The following is a 16,948-nucleotide window of genomic DNA, read 5'->3' as shown; positions in this document are numbered from 1 at the left end:
CATGGCTGAAAATGCAGACGGCAGTGAAAAATCCGAAGAACCCACCCAGAAAAAATTAGACGATGCCCGCGAAAAGGGTCAAATACCTCGTTCCAAAGAATTAACCACTTTGTTAATGACCTTGTCGGCGGCAATTTTTATGCTGATGTATGGCGGCTTTATGATGCAAGACTTTATTGATTTAATGACGAAAGGCATTAGTTTTGATCGAGATGTTGCATTTGATTCTCAGAAAATGATTGATTTAATGATTGCTTTGATTCTTCAAGGTATCTATATGATTTTGCCATTTATTTTGGTGATGGTAATTATTGCTCTTATTTCGCCAACTTTATTGGGGGGCTGGTCTTTTAGTACCAAGGCATTAGCTCCAAAAGCAAGTAAATTAAATCCTGTTTCTGGCATTAAAAGAATGTTCTCAGTAAAGGCGTTACTTGAGTTGGCAAAGGCGTTTGCAAAATTTGCTTTAGTGATGACAATGGCGACTTTCTTTTTATATTTTAGTTTTAATGAGGTATTACAACTTGGTATAGAACCCCTTAAGTTTGCTTTGGCTCACTCTGGGAGCTTAATCGTAGAAGCATTTATTTTTGTCAGTTTATCGTTGTTGATTGTTGCAGCTATTGATGTGCCGTTTCAACTTTGGGATCATAATAAGCAGTTAAAAATGACCAAGCAAGAGGTCAAAGAAGAGTACAAACAACAAGAAGGTAATCCAGAAGTCAAAGGGCGTATTCGTCAGGTTCAAAGAGAGATGTCTCAACGCAGAATGATGCAAAAAGTTCCAGAAGCAGATGTGATTATCACCAACCCTACACACTACGCAATCGCACTGAAATATGATCCTGAAAGTATGCAAGAACCCGTAATTTTAGCCATGGGTGTTGACTTTATGGCGGCACAAATTAGAACCATTGCAAAAGAGAATAATATTACCATGGTAGAAGCCCCCCCTTTAGCTAGGGCTTTGTACTATAATGCTGAAATAGACAGGCCTATACCTTACGATTTGTTTAAAGCAGTCGCTGCTGTTTTGGCTTATGTTTATCAGCTTAAAGAAACTGGTACTGCAGATAAGGTGGATTTTGCAAATTTAGCAATTCCAGCTGATATGAAAACCGAATAAAATGTATATTCAACACACTCAGGTTATTTAATTCATTAATGAACTTTACTCAACTTATCAATAAAGCCAAAGAGAGCTTGTCTAGTAGCTTGGGCATACCTATTGCGGTATTAGTTCTGTTGGGTATGGTGACTATACCGCTTCCTCCTTTTTTATTAGATGTATTCTTTACATTTAATATCGCACTCTCCTTGGTTGTGTTAATGGTGACTCTGTATGCCAAAAGACCACTAGATTTTGCCGTTTTTCCAACCATTATTTTATTAGCAACCTTATTTAGGTTGTCACTCAATATTGCATCTACCCGCGTTATTTTACTTGAAGGTCATAATGGTGGTGCCGCTGCAGGTGACGTTATTGAGGCCTTTGGTGAGTTTGTTATAGGTGGAAACTACGCAGTAGGTTTGGTGGTGTTTGCCATCTTAGTTGTTATTAATTTCGTGGTGATAACAAAAGGTGCAGGACGTGTTGCGGAAGTGTCTGCCAGATTCACTTTAGACTCTATGCCCGGAAAGCAGATGGCTATTGATGCCGATTTAAATGCAGGGTTAATTACTCAAGAAGAAGCTCAAGTAAGACGAGCAGAAATATCTACTGAAGCAGAATTTTATGGCTCTATGGATGGGGCAAGTAAGTTTGTAAGAGGAGATGCCATTGCCGGTATCTTGATTCTTTTTATAAATTTAATTGGTGGGTTTGCAATTGGTGTAGGCCAACATGACTTATCGTTTGGTGATGCGGCTCAGGTGTATACCATTTTGACACTGGGTGATGGTTTGGTTGCCCAAATTCCAGCCCTATTACTCTCTACTGCGACTGCGATTATTGTGACTCGCGTTACTGGTGGTGATAAAAAAGACATGGGGGAGCAGATTCAACTGCAAATGTTTGCTAACCCAAAAGCCTTAGCGACTGCAGCTGGTGTGGTAGGTTTTTTAGGTCTTATTCCTGGTATGCCAAACTTTGCCTTTCTTGCCTTTGCTGGTGTTGCAGGGGGCGGAGCTTATTTAATTCATAAACAGAAAACTCAAGAGCAAGAATCAACACCAATCGAAATACCTGATGAAGAAGAGGCAAAACCAGTAGATTTAAGCTGGGATGATGTTCAAAATGTTGATGTATTGGGTTTAGAAGTTGGTTATCGGCTAATTCCTATGGTTGATCAAGCACAAAACGGTCAGCTATTAGATCGTGTGAAAGGGGTGCGCCGTAAGGTATCTCAAGAGCTTGGCTTTTTGGTTCCTCCTGTACATATCAGAGACAACTTAGATTTAAAACCAAATCAATACCGGATCATGTTAATGGGTGTACCAGCGGGTGAGGGTGAAGTTTTTCCAGATAGAGAGTTGGCAATCAACCCTGGCCAAGTCTTTGGTGAAATTGCTGGTACAGCTACTAAAGATCCAACCTTTGGTTTGGATGCGGTTTGGATAGCACCGACTGACCAAGATCAGGCACAGGCACTAGGTTATACGGTAGTCGATTCAAGTACCGTGGTGGCTACCCATGTCAGTCAACTTATTCAAGATTACGCCTTTGATCTATTGGGGCATGATGAAGTTCAAAAACTGCTTGATAAATTAAAAACGGTGTCACCTAAATTGGTTGATGAGCTTGTTCCTGATAAGTTATCTCTAGCAACTTTAGTTAGGGTATTACAAAATTTATTACAAGAAAAAGTCTCTATTAGGGATATGCGAACAATCTTAGAAACCTTAACTAAGAAAGCAGACACTACTAAAGATGCGGCCGAATTAACGATACATGTTCGTACTGCATTAGGACGTTCTATTGTTCAGGGAATTGTTGGACAAGATGAAGACCTTAAGGTCATTACTTTAGACCCAAGCTTGGAACAGATATTGCTCCAAGCAACTCAAGGGGCTCCTGAAGGACAATTAGCAATTGAACCAGGCCTGGCAGAACGTTTACACACCACTTTAAAAGAAGAATCTCAAAAAATGGAAATGTCAGGTCAATCTGCGGTTTTACTGGTTGCACCGCAAATCAGAGCACAATTAGCAAGACTGTTTAGGTACAGTTTGCCAACGTTATATATATTAGCGTACTCAGAGGTGCCAGAAAACCGACAGATTAGTGTTGTGGCTAGCGTAGGGCAAGGAGGATAACTTGAAAATAAAACGTTATTTTGCTCCCAATATGCGGCAAGCAATGAATATTGTTAGAGAAGAACATGGTGATGATGCCGTTATTTTATCGACCAAAGATACTGGTAATGGTGTTGAAATTGTAGCGGCGTTAGATCCGGATTCAAATAAAAATCAGCCAGAAAAACAAGCTTCTACTGGAAGCACATATAACACATCTGAGACCCAACAAAATCAGTTTAATTCTCAACAAGTTCAACAGCCTAATCCTGAGATCGCTAATATGGCTGAGGAACTTAAAGCCGTTAAAGCAATGCTTGAGAATCAACTATCAGGACTGGCATGGAATCAAACTGAGCAAAATGACCCAGCAAGAATAGAGCTTATTAAAAAATTGGTTAAGCTTGGAGTGGGTTGGGATTTAAGTGAAAAATTGGTCAATAAACTGCCACAAGTCAATAACCAGTCTTGGTCAGCTATTTTGATGCAGATGGAAGAACAGATACCTACTGCAGATAGAGATATTATTGATAGAGGTGGTATTTTTGCATTAGTTGGGCCAACAGGCGTTGGCAAAACAACCACAATAGCAAAAATAGCAAGCCGCTTTGTGATGAGAAATAGTCCAAATGAATTGGCTTTGATTACTACAGACTGTTATAAAATCGGTGCTCAGGCACAATTAAAAACGTTTGCAGATCTAATTAATGTTCCTGTTCATATCGCTAAAACGCAAGGTGAACTTTATGCTCTATTAGCATCGCTTTCACATAAGAGGTTAATACTCATTGATACAGCAGGAATGAGTCAGCGAGATTTGCAACTTTCGCAACAAGTGACTTCTGGGCATGAAGGTGTTGCTACCATTAGAAACTATTTAGTTATGTCTGCTGCAACACAATTATCTGTTATGAAAGATATTGTAAAATCGTTCAGTCAGGTGGTATTGCACGGATGTATCTTGACCAAAGTTGATGAGGCCGTACAATTAGGTAATGTGTTAACTGTTTTAATAGAAGAACAGTTACCTATTGCCTATTTATCAAATGGGCAGAGAGTGCCAGAGGATTTAGAATCTGTGAGAACCAGAGAATTTATTGATCGATTCATTGTATTGGGTCAACAAAATAAAGAACATAATCAAAATGAGCAAGCGTTCCGATTAGGAATGGGAAAGGAGATTTCTGATGCTCAATGATCAGGCAGCAGGATTACGTGCAATGCAGACAAATAAAACAACTTCAAGCAGTGAAACACAACCCGTTAGAGTTATTGCTGTAGCCAGTGGTAAAGGTGGGGTGGGTAAAACAAATGTATCTGTAAACTTAGGAATATCATTGTCTAAGCTGGGTCATAGAGTATTGTTAATGGATGCTGATATGGGTTTAGCCAATGTGGATATCATGCTTGGTCTGCAAACTAAATATAACTTGTCTCACGTTCTAGATGGTGAAAAAACGCTTCAAGAAGTTATTGTTGAAGGTCCTGGTGGGCTAAAAATTATTCCTGCCGCTTCTGGTGTTCGAAGAATGGCACAATTAAGTGCTTTAGAAAATGCTGGAATCATCAATGCTTTTTCTGAGTTAAGTGGTGATATTGACATTTTGTTGGTTGATACTGCTGCCGGTATTGCCGATAGTGTGGTGAGTTTTTGTAGAGCTGCCCAAGAAGTGGTTGTGGTTGTAACCGATGAGCCAGCGTCTATTACTGATGCATATGCTCTTGTTAAAGTTTTAAGCAGAGATTATCAGTTAACTCAGTTTAGATTATTGGCTAACATGAGTAGAACGCCTGGCCATGGAAGACAGCTTTATGAAAAATTTGCTAAGGTTTGTGAACAATTTTTAGATGTTAGCATCGACTTTTTAGGTTCGGTTCCATTCGATCATGATTTAAGAGAAGCTGTTCAGAAACAGGTTCCGGTTACGGTTTACCGTCCAAATAGTATTGCATCAAAGTCATTTAATGATATGGCTAAACAAGTTGAAAGATGGCCAATCCCAAGAGGAGTAACGGGTTATTTACAGTTTTTTGTTGAGAACCTGTTTAATTCAGGGCATTAATAAGGTGGCAATAAGAGCATGAGTGGTACACGTGTTTACGAGCAAGTTCAAAAACAATCAGGTAACGAATTACTTGATTTAGAGTCGTATTTGCCATTAGTTAAGCGTATCGCTTACCATCTTAAGGGTCGCTTGCCTGATAGTGTGTTTGTGGATGATCTAATTCAATCGGGTATTATTGGTTTAATTGAGGCTATGCAAAAGTTTAACTCTAATCAAGGGGCAAGCTTTGAAACTTATGCAGGTATTCGTATTCGTGGAGCTATGCTTGATGAAATGCGCAAAGGTGATTGGACTCCGCGATCAGTGCATCGTAAATCTAGAGAAGTCAGCGATGCTATTCAAAAAGTTGAATCTAGAGAAGGGCGTGAAGCCAAAGATACTGAAATCGCTTTCGAAATGGGAATTGAAATTGAACAGTATCATCTCATACTACAAGACACCAATTCTGCACAACTTCTTTCTATTGACGAGCCAGATCACGAGGAACTTTCTGAAGGTAAAATTATAGGTAAAAGCCACACGCCATTTGCAGAGTTATCAGAAAGTGGTTTTCAAGAAGCTTTAGCTAAGGAGATTGGCAATTTACCTGAAAAAGAGAAGCTTGTTATGGCTCTTTATTATGATGAAGAACTGAACCTTAAAGAAATTGGTGAAGTTCTTGAGGTTAGTGAGTCGAGAGTAAGTCAGATTCATAGTCAGGCAATTAAACGAATTCGTTCTAGAATGTCTGAATGGATTTAAATATTATCTGATACCGAATACTTAATGAGAACGGATAAACAGTGCAGATTAACCAAGATATAAACATTCTAATTGTAGATGATTTTTCTACCATGAGAAAAATTGTAAAAGACCTTTTGGAAGAGTTAGGTTTTAAGAATTTTGATGAAGCTTATGATGGTGAAAATGCTTGGCAAAAATTATCGAATCATCATTTTGATTTGATTGTCAGTGATTGGAATATGCCTAATTTATCAGGTTTAGAATTACTCAAACTCGTTCGTAATGACCCATCTTTAAAAAACATTCCTTTTCTCTTAATTAGTGCAGAAGCAAAAAGATCACAAATTATTGAAGCTACTGATGCAGGAGTGGATGGCTATATTGTTAAGCCCTTTAATTCCGAGACTCTTAATGAAAAGATACATAGTATTTTTAATCAAAGATCCGAACTTTAGCAAAATCTAAAATATCACACAAAATTAACTTAAAGGCGTTTTTTCGCTATTAGTCCCTGCAAGGAGCAGTCAATATATGGCAATCTCAAATCAAATTGATCTACAACAAGCAAAACAGCTTGTAGAAGCTCTTGAAAATCAAGAACATGAGCTAGCTGCAAATATTGTTGATGAGATGACTCAGATTAGAGAAAACGAACTTTTCCAACAGTTAAATACATTAACCAGCAATTTGCATTTAACGCTAAATGAAATTGATGATGACTCACTGTTGATGCAGACTAAGCATGACATTCCAGATGCAACCGAACGCTTAGAATACGTCATTCAAGCTACTGAACAAGCAAGTAACCAAACGTTGGATACAGCTGAACGGGCATTACAAAGTATTGAAAGTATTAGCCAAATGTTGCAGAGTAATCAGCATCAAGAAATACAGGCTGAATTAAGTAAAATAAGTGAAGGTTTAACTGAGATTATGTTGGCTCAATCTTATCAAGACTTAACAGGCCAGGTACTGAATAGAGTTATTTTTGTCATTAGTTCACTTGAACATAGCTTGATTCAATTGATAGAAAACTCTGGCCACGACTATCATTCAATTCCCGAACGTGCAAAAGATGCAGATGAACAAAAATCTCAAGAAATGCAGGGAGTTGGTCCAAATGTCACCACAAATGCAAAGAAAGATATCGTAGAATCGCAAGATGATATTGATGATCTTTTAAGTGATTTGGGTATTTAGGGTTAAACGTAATCACAAAAAATGCTTTCTTTTCGCTTTAATAAATACTCAGCCGTAAATGGCATGAGGATTGCTTTTACTTGGGTATTGATTTCAGTGTGACATACTACACTGAGTAAGGAATAGCCAAGAGGTAAAAGCTGTGGATGAAGAGATTTTACAAGACTTTTTAGTTGAAGCATCAGAGTTGGTTGATCAACTCAATGAACAGCTAGTCGAGCTAGAGCATTCTCCTAAAGATGCAGATTTGCTTAATGCCGTGTTTAGAGGTTTCCATACGGTAAAAGGTGGTGCTGGTTTTTTAGGAATTACCCCCCTTATTGAAGTTTGTCATAGAGCTGAAAATGTATTTGATAAGATCCGCAACGGTGATGTAGATTACGATGCTGTTGCCGCAGATGTTATCTTACGAGCGTTTGATGTCATAAGTGATTCTATTGAATTATTAAATGACGGAGAGCGTGATCTTCCTGAAAATAATCCCACTCTTTTAATAGAATTAGATGCTCTAACTAAAGGGCAAAGTTTGCCAGAAATCCCTGCTGAAGAACCACAAACTCAAGCAAGTTCAGGTTTGCATCTTGCTGAAGGCGTTGATCCTGATGGTGATATGACTGATGAAGAGTTTGAAGCATTGCTTAACCAACGTGATGGTAATTCTACTCCAGCTCAAGCTACTAATGGCTTGCAGCTTGAAGAGGGTGTTGACCCTGATGGTGATATGACGGATGAAGAGTTTGAAGCTCTACTGAATCAAAGGGACGGAACGTCCAGCCAAGAAACACAACAATCAAAAGGCTTGGCTCTTGAATCGGGTGTTGATCCTGACGGTGATATGACGGATGAAGAGTTTGAAGCACTGCTTAATCAACGTGACAGTATAGAAGACCAAATAAATGGGGCTTCATCTTCTCAATCAGAACCTGTTTTGGCTGAACCGATTGTGGCAAAACCAACACCGACCGTTGTGCCAAAAGCACCAGAAAAAACCATTTCTCAAGCAAAATCAAAAACAGCCGTTAATGCTGAATCAAAGGCTCCTGCTAAAAATAACACTGAATCAACTGTTCGTGTTGATACTAAGCGATTAGATGAAATTATGAACTTGGTTGGTGAGCTAGTTTTAGTCCGCAACCGTCTATTAACCCTTAGAGGCGGTGAAGCTAATATTGAAGCTATCTCTAATGCAGTTGGTAATTTAGATCATGTGACCACTGATTTACAAGCTTCAGTAATGAAAACGCGAATGCAGCCAGTTAAGAAAGTATTTGGTCGTTTTCCAAGGGTTGTCCGTGACTTGGCGAGAAAACTGGGTAAAGAGATTGATTTAGAGCTTCGTGGCGAAGAAACCGATTTAGATAAAAACTTGGTGGAAGCTTTGGCTGATCCACTAGTGCATTTAGTCCGTAACTCAGTTGATCATGGTGTTGAGATGCCTGAGGATAGAGTTGCCGCTGGCAAACCTAGAAATGGTACTGTGGTTCTTGCCGCCCAACAAGAGGGGGATCATATATTATTGTCCATTACCGATGATGGTAAAGGGATGGATCCAGATCTGTTACGCCGTAAAGCAGTTGAAAAGGGCATGATGGATGAATTAGCAGCAAATCAATTAGATGATAAAGCTGCTTTTGAATTAATTTTATCGGCAGGGTTTTCAACTGCTGAACAGATTAGTGATATCTCTGGGCGTGGCGTAGGGATGGATGTTGTTAAGAATATGATTACCAAATTAAATGGTAGTATCGATATTCATTCAGTCTTAGGTCAAGGTACAGAAATCAGTATTCGAGTTCCTTTAACACTGGCTATTTTGCCTACTTTAATGGTCTCGTTTGATGAAGATAGTTATGCTATTCCGTTAACTAGTGTGCAAGAAATTTTTGACTATGATGCAAGTAAAACCAATAAAATTGATGGTGCTATGATGGTTAGATTGCGTGAACGCAGTGTACCGTTATATTTTCTATCGGAATGGTTAGCACCAGGTTCGGTTAAAGATGACTATCATGGCAATAAGGTCATTATTGTTTCAGTGGGCAATCAACGAGCGGGATTAGTTGTTGATCAAGTAAATGGTCAAGAAGAGGTGGTTATTAAACCCCTTGGTGTTGGTTTAAGACATGTTCATGGTTATGCTGGAGCAACCATTACAGGTAACGGTAATATTGCTTTAATTTTAGACTTACCTGGCGTTGTTCAGCGTTTTCAGTAGGGAGAGATGAATGGAATTTACTAAAGAATCGTTTTCATCGACATCGCGTGGTGCTCCAGTTTTGGATGATGAAGATGAGTACAAAGGGCCAAGTGCTCGCTGCGTTTTGTTTACCTTAGAAAATGAAATTTATGGTATTCAAGTCAAAAAAATTAGAGAGGTTTTAAGGGTAGGTACAATTCGTAAAGTGGAAGGTGCTGACTACAATATTCTTGGAGTTATTAATGTTCGTGGTGTTATTGTTACGGTTATTGATACAAGAGTCATGTATGGCATGCCAGCTAAAGAAATTAATGACTTATCACGAATTATTATTGTTGAATTAGATGACGAAAAAACCGTAGGAATGTTGGTTGATTTTGTTATGGAAGTAAAAGATATTCCTGAAAATCGCTTTGAAGCATTATCCACAACAAAAGAGACCACTTCTTCGTATATTCAAGGAATTGCCCATTTTCAAGATAATGTGATTATTTTGATTGATGTGGATAACATGTTTAGTTAGTTTAGTTCTCTTTAATATTCTTACTTATTTAAAAGCCTTATTTATTTTGCTACGTGTTTTGCAATATAAATAAGGCTTTTTTGTTAAGTTTATACGCAAGTACTTTAATTAAACTTAAAAATGAATGAATAGAAAATTTGTAGATTGTATCTGATGGAGTTGATGTTACTTTTGCTTAAGTCTTTGAAAACTCTGTATGATCTGGTTGATCATCTAATGGAGATTTACCACTGATTTGATAGGCAAAAATCAGCACTTGTGCCACAGCCTCATAGAGGGCTTCGGGTATTTCGTGATTGAGCTCTACCTGGCTTAAAACATTCACCAATTCTGGATCACTTTGAATGGGTATGTTGTGTTCTTTAGCGGCTTGAATAATTTCTTCAGCAATATAGCCTCTGCCCTTAGCGGTTACTTTTGGGGCCCCTGATCCTTCGTACTCTAAAGATACGGCAAATGAATCTGATAAAGTTTTATTCATCGTAACCCTTAAACACTAAAATTCAGATATAAAAAAACGGCTTAAAGCCGCTTTCTTAAAATGAGAGTTGTTGTTTTAAACCGAGTTTTTCGGCACTTAATTTAAGTATTTCTGGTACTTCTAGCCAAGTAACAGTTTTACCATTATCTATAGCGTTTTTAACCAGAATCATTAAAGTTTGTAATCCAGAAGTATCAACGTTTTCAACTGCCGATGCTTCAATAGTAATGTCATCGTCAAAATCATTAAATTTTTTGTTTAATTCATTGAAATGACTTTCAATATGATGAATTGTTAAGCTTTCAGGAAGTTGAATCACGTTGCTCATTAGTTACCTCTTCACTCTGTTATGTATCATTGAGTAAATTACAATACTCGGCTAATCACAGATAATAATTTTTCAGGGCTAAATGGTTTAACAATCCAACCCGTTGCTCCTGCTTCCTTACCTTTTGTTTTCATGTCACCAGAAGACTCTGTGGTTAAACAAAGAATAGGAGTAAACTTAAAGTTTGGCATAGCTCGTAATGCAGTAATAAGCTCAATACCATTCATATTTGGCATATTTATATCTGTAACGATTAAATCAAATTGATTTTGTTGAGCAATGCTTAAAGCAACTGCACCATCTTCAGCCTCAGTTACATCATGTCCTGCGGATTTAAGCGACATGCTTACCATTTGTCTCATAGATTTAGAATCATCAACAGCTAATATCTTGGCCATCTTTATACTCTCACTTTTTGTTTAAATTGATATTTAACGTTAAATTTTTGGTTTGTTTTATTATACAGACGGCTATTCAATATTTAAGGCTTTTTTAATAGAAGCCAGTATGCCATCATTAATTAATTGGTCTACATGTAGCACAATAAGCATTTTGTCTGAAACAGTTGCTAAACCGTTTACGTAATCTGTATTAATCGTACCTGACATTTCTGGAGCGACTTGTAGTTCTGACTTATTTAAAGCATAAACGTCGGATACTCCATCAACCACTAGCCCAATAATCTTTTGTGAACCAGTATGGTCTTCTGAACGCACAATAATAACAACAGTTGAATCATTATAAGTGACTTCTTTTAAGCCAAATCGAACCCGTAAATCAACAATAGGAACTACTGAACCTCGTAAGTTTATTACTCCCATAACATAAGCAGGGCTGTTTGGTATGGCGGTGGTTTTTTCCCAACCTTTAATTTCTTGTACTCTCAAGATATCCACGCCATACTCTTCTTCACCTAAAACAAAGCTTAAAACTTGATCGTCAACCGATTCGTTTTGTTCTATGTGTTCTTGAATAGCGTCCAAATTCTTATCCATGTTGGTTATCTCTCTTTGGTTGGCTCATGTTGTAATAATTAACTGAAATCGTAATGAGCTTTTGTTGCTGTGTTCAGAGTTCGTCATAATATTAGGTTGAATAGGTATGCTTTTCATCTACCTATTTTCTTATGCCTAACTCAAACGGCAATAGTGAACTTTTCAAACTTTTCATAAACCAAGCAATAACATTGCCAAATGGCATAAAAAATTAAATTTTGATGTCGATAAGTGCCATTTTAGTTGATTTGTCGGTTTTGGGTGGTTTGTTTAAAGCAAGCTGGATGGTGTTTAACTCTACACCTTCTATTTGTAACAGTTGTTTGAGTAAATCCATGTGTTGTTCAACATTTTCTTTTAGTTCTTCTGTTTCACCCCAAACAAAGCAGTCTAGTTGGTTATCGTTGTTTAGATTGAGCTTAACGGACAATAAGCCTTGCGGCAATGTTAAATCAATATAAGCTTCCCATTTAGCTTTGTCTGCTTGTTCATGCTTTCTGATTTCAACTGAATCATTATGGATTCTTTTGTTTCTTTCAAACGGTATTTCTAAAGGGGTTATATTTGGGTTTTCAAACAGTTGAACTTGCTGCACGGTAATGCGGCTAAGAGCTTGATCTAACAAGGTAGAAAGTTTGGTTAAACTGCTCGAGTTGTTTTGTTGTTGTATTGCACTCACTTGTTGTTGAAGTTGTAAAATTTGAGCCTTAATATCATTTTTGAAACTAGTCATGTCACCAGGCTTGCTTTGCTTAAGTTTAGACTCTAAAAAAAGCCCACTCTCAATGAGTTTTTGTTTAATCCACTGTCCATCTGGTTGTAGTTGGTTTTTTGAAGTTAAACTCATTAACTCTTGAACCGAAGTTTGTACTGAAGGCGGCAAAGATTGCAATAGGTTAATTTGTTGAAAAACTTGGCTTATAGGTGATTGTAAAGGAACAAATTGCCGATAGGCCGATTGCACTGTTTGAGAAAGATTATTTAAGCTGTTTGGAGCTGGGTTTTTAACAATTGAAAGTTGCAACTCTGGCGTAACTTGGTTGACTTTAACTTGTACCGTACCAGTTTCTTGAATAGGTGTTTTGGTTGTTGCTAGTAATGTCTGATTACCAATGGTCAATTGTACTTGGGTATTACTTAAGGGTTTAATATCGGCAGTTAGTATGTGTCCAACCTTTAATAAACTCTCAATAGAATTACCAGGCCTGGTAGTTAATAGTAGGTTATTAAGGGTGTTATTAACTGTAGTAACCATATTAACAATACCAACCTTTAAATGAATAGAGTGTAGTTACCCTCAATTATAGGGGGTGATTGGTTTATAAATAAACTAGTTTTACTTGAGAAATTTACAATAAAATAACTAAACCCTTAAAAATAGGCTAATTTTTTGCTTAAACAATTATTATTCACCTCAAATTAGAGCAATATAACATGAGCGAACGCGAATTTGATTTTCAAGACAATGACTTTAATCGTGTAAAAAAAATTGTTTACGATTACGCTGGCATTGATTTAAATGAATCTAAAAAGAATCTTGTCTATAACCGTTTATCTAAACGCATTCGTTTTTTGAATATGCAGACATTTGCTGAATATTTAAAGTTTGTAGAAGCTCAAGGTGAAGCAGAATTTGTACACCTTATTAATGCCATTACGACTAATTTAACGTTCTTTTTTAGAGAAAATCATCATTTTGAATATTTAGCTAACACTGTTATACCAGGCCTGGTAAAAGCCAATCAAGGCAAAAAGAAAATTAGGGTTTGGTCAGCTGGTTGTTCTACCGGAGAAGAGCCTTATTCGATTGCAATCGCCCTAAAAGAGTCGGTTCCAGCTGGATGGGATGCAAAAGTGATTGCCACTGATCTTGATTCAAATGTCGTGGCAACTGGTAAAGCAGGGGTTTACAAGATTGATCGCCTTAAAGGGGTGAGTGAAGAACGAAAAAAACGTTGGTTTTTAAAAGGAACGGGTTCTCAAGATGGGCTAGTTAAAGTAAAGCCTGAGATACAAAAAATTATTGAGTTTGGGCAATTAAATTTAATGGAAGACTGGCCCATAAAAGATGATATTGATGTTATATTTTGCCGTAATGTCGTTATCTATTTTGATAAAACTACACAGGCCAAATTATTTAATCGTTATGCTGATAGACTCCCCGAAAATGGTCATTTATTTATAGGACACTCCGAATCACTATACAAAGTTTGCGATCGTTTTGAATTGCTTGGGCAAACCATCTATAAAAAAATCAAATAAATAGTCGTTCATTTGAACCTTATTTACGTATTTATAGAATAATCGTTATAAAATAACTGGTATAGAATTAACCCAATTATCGATATTTAACAGATACAAAAAGGATTACAGTGATTACACCAATTAAAGTTTTAATTGTAGATGACTCTGCCTTAGTAAGAAAAATGCTGAAAGAAATGTTGTCAACAGATCCAATGATAACGGTTGTTGGTACGGCAATAGATCCTTATGATGCACGCGAAAAAATAAAACAGTTACACCCGGATGTTTTAACCTTGGATGTTGAAATGCCTAAGATGGATGGAGTTACCTTTTTAAAAAACCTAATGCGTCTTCATCCTGTTCCAGTCGTTATGGTATCAACCCTTACAGAGAAGGGAGCGGATGTTACATTTGAGGCAATGGATTTAGGTGCTGTAGATTTTGTTACTAAACCTAAAATTGATTTAGCTCATACCTTTGAAGATTACACATATGAGATTTGCAACAAGGTAAAAACAGCTTCAAGAGTTAGTCGCTCAATGTTGGAAAGGCAATATGCTCGATATGTGTCCAACCAGTCGCAAAAACCAGCCACCGCTTCATACTCTGTAAATCATAAAGTGGATCATACAGTGGATTCTTTATCGGCTCGTTTTTCAGCAACAAGTTCTTTGCAAAGTAATCAACAGGTATCTCAAAGTACAAGAAAGAGCACTAAGCTTGTTGCTTTAGGAGCTTCTACAGGCGGTACAGAAGCAATTAAAGAGGTGTTGATAAGATTGCCTGCTAATGCTCCCGCTATTGTAATTACGCAACATATTCCAGCAGCATTTAGTTTACCTTTTGCAAATCGTATGGATTCAGTGTCACAAATGACTGTGCATCATGCTGAAGATGGGATGGAAATACACCCTGGGCATGTTTATATTGCTCCAGGTGATAAGCACTTAGTTATTGCTAAGAGTGGCACTCGTTTAATTTGTCGTTTAGATGATAGTGAACCTGTTAATCGCCATAAACCAGCTGTAGATGTTATGTTTAGAAGCGTATTGCAAGTGGCCGGTTCAAAAGCTATTGGTGTATTGCTAACTGGCATGGGGGCTGACGGTGCGGCGGGTTTAAAAGAGCTTAAACTTTCTGGAGTGCCGACTATAGCTCAAGATCAAAAAACCAGTGTGGTTTGGGGAATGCCTGGCGAGGCCGTTAAAATTGGTGCTGTAGATTCTGTATTACCGCTTGAAAAGATAGCCAGTAAAATAATGGAACTTGCATAAAAAAATAATTTACAGGCGTGTGATTAAATACCCAATTCTTATACAGCACATGACGAGAAAAATTATTACAAAGCCTATAAAACTCTGTGAGTTTATAGGCTTTTTATTTGTTCATCGATTGTTTATTTACTGAACGTTTAACATTTGATTTATTTATGTTAATTCCTTGTTTAATTGACTGAAAATTAAATCGAATGCTTGCTGATTAATCAATCGATATTTTAATCTTTAACAATCCGAAAATGCTTGGCATATTACATGCTTTGTAAGCTACTAAATACATTTAACTATCCCGTTTTTTGGGCGGTTTTATACCTATCCAATCAGCGAATTAAGGAAAAATCTCATGCTTGATGTCATCAAAACATATTGGTTAGCCTGGTTACTTACCCTTTTGGGCGTAATTATGAGTTTTATGGACATACCCTATATTGCGGGCATGATGCTTATATTGGTCTCAATAGTATGGACTTTACTTGTGGCAAATGTTGCCAAAACACAATCTCATACTGCGGCTAATGAAAAAAGTGTGTCAGTCCCTTCAACACCTACAGTACCTTCTTCTTCCAAAGAGGCTGTAGTAAGGGTTAAAACAGTAGATGAATCACTTCAGCTTATTATGAGTGATGTAGATGCAGTTATAGAGAAAGAAGTCTCTGTAGTTGGTGAAGAGCTATTGCAGGTGAAAACCTTAGTCTCTGAGGCCATTGATACCTTAAACGGTAGCTTTTCTGGGTTGCATGAACAAACCCAAGCCGAGTATAAACTTGTTGTATCGCTATTAGACAACTTAGGCGGTGGAGAAACTTCTAGCGAGATGAGTATTCAAAAATTCTCTTCTGAAATTAAAGTTGTATTGCAATACCTTATTGATCTGTTGACTAACGCAAGTCAACGAAGCAATCAAACTGTGGACAAAATTGATGAGATGGTGGTGCAGATTGAATCTATCTTTCACTTGCTTGAAGACGTTAAAGGCATTGCCGACCAAACCAATCTATTAGCACTAAATGCGGCCATTGAAGCTGCTCGAGCTGGTGAAGCAGGGCGAGGTTTTGCGGTGGTGGCTGATGAAGTTCGTAAACTTTCATTAAACTCCAATGTATTGAATGAACAAATTCGTAAACAAGCTGAACAAGCTCGTGTAACAGTTGATCAGGTGCGAAACATTGTCAGTGAAACGGCTACTAAAGATATGGAACATGCTGTGTCATCTCAAACAAAAGTAGGTACTATGCTTGGTGATCTTGAAGAAATGAATGATGGTATTTCTTCTAAATTGGGTGATGTTTCTGGCATGATTTCAGAGATTGAAACGAGTGTATCAAATGCGGTACGTTCACTTCAGTTTGAAGATATTGTGCGTCAGCTGGTTGAACAGGTGATGAGCCATTTAGATAATCTAAATCGTTTTTCTAATGAAATCAGTGAGTTTTTAATAGAAAATCAAAATACGCCTGCACAATCTGAAAGCGAGCATAAACAACGTATTGAAGAGTTTAGAGCACGTATTCATGAAAAACGTCAAGAGATAGATGCTCATCGAATGAGTAGAGTGAATACAGAAAGTATGGACGAAGGTGAGATTGAGCTGTTTTAGTTTTTCAATCAACTCTAGTTCTAAACAAAAGCCCCGTAAATACGGGGCTTTTTTGTTTTAAGAGGTTTTTAAGTCTTTATGTT

General features: G+C 37.4%; 17 protein-coding genes. 12 read left to right on the top strand and 5 right to left on the bottom strand.

Annotated features, from left to right (window positions below; all coding sequences use genetic code 11):
• Window position 1: 1 nt before the first annotated feature.
• The 9 genes from flhB (at window position 2) to ACORJQ_RS10270 (ending at window position 9,943) form a co-directional block, all read left to right on the top strand.
• Window positions 2-1,126: a flagellar biosynthesis protein FlhB gene (flhB, locus tag ACORJQ_RS10310; protein ID WP_321324268.1), complete on the top strand. Its 1,125-nt coding sequence runs from the start codon at window positions 2-4 to the stop codon at window positions 1,124-1,126.
• Between the two features lie 38 nt (window positions 1,127-1,164).
• Window positions 1,165-3,255, top strand: a complete 2,091-nt coding sequence (gene flhA, locus ACORJQ_RS10305) for a flagellar biosynthesis protein FlhA (RefSeq protein ID WP_321324266.1) — start codon at window positions 1,165-1,167, stop codon at window positions 3,253-3,255.
• Between the two features lies 1 nt (window position 3,256).
• Window positions 3,257-4,432, top strand: a complete 1,176-nt coding sequence (gene flhF, locus ACORJQ_RS10300; protein WP_321324264.1) for a flagellar biosynthesis GTPase FlhF — start codon at window positions 3,257-3,259, stop codon at window positions 4,430-4,432.
• Window positions 4,422-5,297 (top strand): MinD/ParA family protein, encoded by an 876-nt coding sequence (locus ACORJQ_RS10295; protein WP_321324262.1) that lies wholly within the window; start codon window positions 4,422-4,424, stop codon window positions 5,295-5,297. The genes flhF and ACORJQ_RS10295 overlap by 11 nt, the downstream gene beginning before the upstream one ends.
• Window positions 5,298-5,315: 18 nt before the next feature.
• Window positions 5,316-6,041 (top strand): RNA polymerase sigma factor FliA, encoded by a 726-nt coding sequence (locus ACORJQ_RS10290; protein WP_321324260.1) that lies wholly within the window; start codon window positions 5,316-5,318, stop codon window positions 6,039-6,041.
• A 47-nt stretch (window positions 6,042-6,088) separates the two neighbouring features.
• A complete protein-coding gene (locus ACORJQ_RS10285; protein ID WP_321326877.1) occupies window positions 6,089-6,478 on the top strand; it encodes a response regulator in 390 nt (129 codons plus the stop codon).
• 76 nt (window positions 6,479-6,554) lie between these two features.
• Window positions 6,555-7,223, top strand: coding sequence for a protein phosphatase CheZ (locus ACORJQ_RS10280; RefSeq protein ID WP_321324258.1), 669 nt, complete (start codon window positions 6,555-6,557; stop codon window positions 7,221-7,223).
• A gap of 142 nt (window positions 7,224-7,365) precedes the next feature.
• Window positions 7,366-9,438 carry a chemotaxis protein CheA gene (locus ACORJQ_RS10275; protein WP_321324257.1) on the top strand — a complete coding sequence of 691 codons (2,073 nt, stop codon included), beginning with the start codon at window positions 7,366-7,368 and terminating at the stop codon, window positions 9,436-9,438.
• A 10-nt stretch (window positions 9,439-9,448) separates the two neighbouring features.
• Window positions 9,449-9,943, top strand: coding sequence for a chemotaxis protein CheW (locus ACORJQ_RS10270; RefSeq protein WP_321324256.1), 495 nt, complete (start codon window positions 9,449-9,451; stop codon window positions 9,941-9,943).
• A 175-nt stretch (window positions 9,944-10,118) separates the two neighbouring features.
• On the opposite strand, the gene ACORJQ_RS10265 is transcribed toward ACORJQ_RS10270, so the two are convergent.
• The 5 genes from ACORJQ_RS10265 to ACORJQ_RS10245 form a co-directional block, all read right to left on the bottom strand.
• Window positions 10,119-10,424 (bottom strand): EscU/YscU/HrcU family type III secretion system export apparatus switch protein, encoded by a 306-nt coding sequence (locus ACORJQ_RS10265; RefSeq protein WP_321324255.1) that lies wholly within the window; start codon window positions 10,422-10,424, stop codon window positions 10,119-10,121.
• Between the two features lie 55 nt (window positions 10,425-10,479).
• On the bottom strand, window positions 10,480-10,752 hold the full coding sequence (locus ACORJQ_RS10260) for an STAS domain-containing protein (protein WP_321324253.1): 273 nt from the start codon (window positions 10,750-10,752) through the stop codon (window positions 10,480-10,482).
• A 38-nt stretch (window positions 10,753-10,790) separates the two neighbouring features.
• Entirely contained in the window at window positions 10,791-11,150 is a 360-nt protein-coding gene (locus ACORJQ_RS10255; protein WP_321324251.1) for a response regulator, read from the bottom strand.
• 72 nt (window positions 11,151-11,222) lie between these two features.
• Window positions 11,223-11,747 carry a chemotaxis protein CheW gene (locus tag ACORJQ_RS10250; protein WP_321324249.1) on the bottom strand — a complete coding sequence of 175 codons (525 nt, stop codon included), beginning with the start codon at window positions 11,745-11,747 and terminating at the stop codon, window positions 11,223-11,225.
• Between the two features lie 211 nt (window positions 11,748-11,958).
• Window positions 11,959-13,002, bottom strand: coding sequence for a flagellar hook-length control protein FliK (locus ACORJQ_RS10245; RefSeq protein WP_321324248.1), 1,044 nt, complete (start codon window positions 13,000-13,002; stop codon window positions 11,959-11,961).
• A 179-nt stretch (window positions 13,003-13,181) separates the two neighbouring features.
• Here ACORJQ_RS10245 and ACORJQ_RS10240 point away from each other — a divergent pair, with 179 nt between their 5' ends.
• The 3 genes from ACORJQ_RS10240 to ACORJQ_RS10230 all read left to right on the top strand — a co-directional run bounded on the left by ACORJQ_RS10240 (window position 13,182) and on the right by ACORJQ_RS10230 (window position 16,865).
• Window positions 13,182-14,009, top strand: coding sequence for a CheR family methyltransferase (locus tag ACORJQ_RS10240; RefSeq protein ID WP_321324247.1), 828 nt, complete (start codon window positions 13,182-13,184; stop codon window positions 14,007-14,009).
• A 113-nt stretch (window positions 14,010-14,122) separates the two neighbouring features.
• Window positions 14,123-15,265: a protein-glutamate methylesterase/protein-glutamine glutaminase gene (locus ACORJQ_RS10235; protein ID WP_420719581.1), complete on the top strand. Its 1,143-nt coding sequence runs from the start codon at window positions 14,123-14,125 to the stop codon at window positions 15,263-15,265.
• A gap of 346 nt (window positions 15,266-15,611) precedes the next feature.
• Complete coding sequence (locus tag ACORJQ_RS10230) at window positions 15,612-16,865, top strand: methyl-accepting chemotaxis protein (protein WP_321324243.1); 1,254 nt, start codon at window positions 15,612-15,614, stop codon at window positions 16,863-16,865.
• Window positions 16,866-16,948: the final 83 nt, after the last annotated feature.

The organism is Thiomicrorhabdus sp. (genome assembly GCF_963662555.1).
Taxonomy (GTDB): domain Bacteria; phylum Pseudomonadota; class Gammaproteobacteria; order Thiomicrospirales; family Thiomicrospiraceae; genus Thiomicrorhabdus.
The sequence above is the reverse complement of the archived record's forward strand: the minus strand, read 5'-3'. Positions and strand labels throughout refer to the sequence as shown.

Excerpts from the sequence above, each read along its gene's own strand:
- ACORJQ_RS10260 (WP_321324253.1), bottom strand. The coding sequence starts at position 10,752 with ATGAGCAACGTGATTCAACTTCCTGAAAGCTTAACAATTCATCATATT.
- ACORJQ_RS10280 (WP_321324258.1), top strand. The coding sequence starts at position 6,555 with ATGGCAATCTCAAATCAAATTGATCTACAACAAGCAAAACAGCTTGTA.
- ACORJQ_RS10230 (WP_321324243.1), top strand. The coding sequence starts at position 15,612 with ATGCTTGATGTCATCAAAACATATTGGTTAGCCTGGTTACTTACCCTT.
- ACORJQ_RS10250 (WP_321324249.1), bottom strand. The coding sequence starts at position 11,747 with ATGGATAAGAATTTGGACGCTATTCAAGAACACATAGAACAAAACGAA.
- ACORJQ_RS10265 (WP_321324255.1), bottom strand. The coding sequence starts at position 10,424 with ATGAATAAAACTTTATCAGATTCATTTGCCGTATCTTTAGAGTACGAA.
- flhB (WP_321324268.1), top strand. The coding sequence starts at position 2 with ATGGCTGAAAATGCAGACGGCAGTGAAAAATCCGAAGAACCCACCCAG.
- ACORJQ_RS10270 (WP_321324256.1), top strand. The coding sequence starts at position 9,449 with ATGGAATTTACTAAAGAATCGTTTTCATCGACATCGCGTGGTGCTCCA.
- ACORJQ_RS10295 (WP_321324262.1), top strand. The coding sequence starts at position 4,422 with ATGCTCAATGATCAGGCAGCAGGATTACGTGCAATGCAGACAAATAAA.
- flhA (WP_321324266.1), top strand. The coding sequence starts at position 1,165 with ATGAACTTTACTCAACTTATCAATAAAGCCAAAGAGAGCTTGTCTAGT.
- ACORJQ_RS10245 (WP_321324248.1), bottom strand. The coding sequence starts at position 13,002 with ATGGTTACTACAGTTAATAACACCCTTAATAACCTACTATTAACTACC.
- ACORJQ_RS10240 (WP_321324247.1), top strand. The coding sequence starts at position 13,182 with ATGAGCGAACGCGAATTTGATTTTCAAGACAATGACTTTAATCGTGTA.
- ACORJQ_RS10255 (WP_321324251.1), bottom strand. The coding sequence starts at position 11,150 with ATGGCCAAGATATTAGCTGTTGATGATTCTAAATCTATGAGACAAATG.
- ACORJQ_RS10290 (WP_321324260.1), top strand. The coding sequence starts at position 5,316 with ATGAGTGGTACACGTGTTTACGAGCAAGTTCAAAAACAATCAGGTAAC.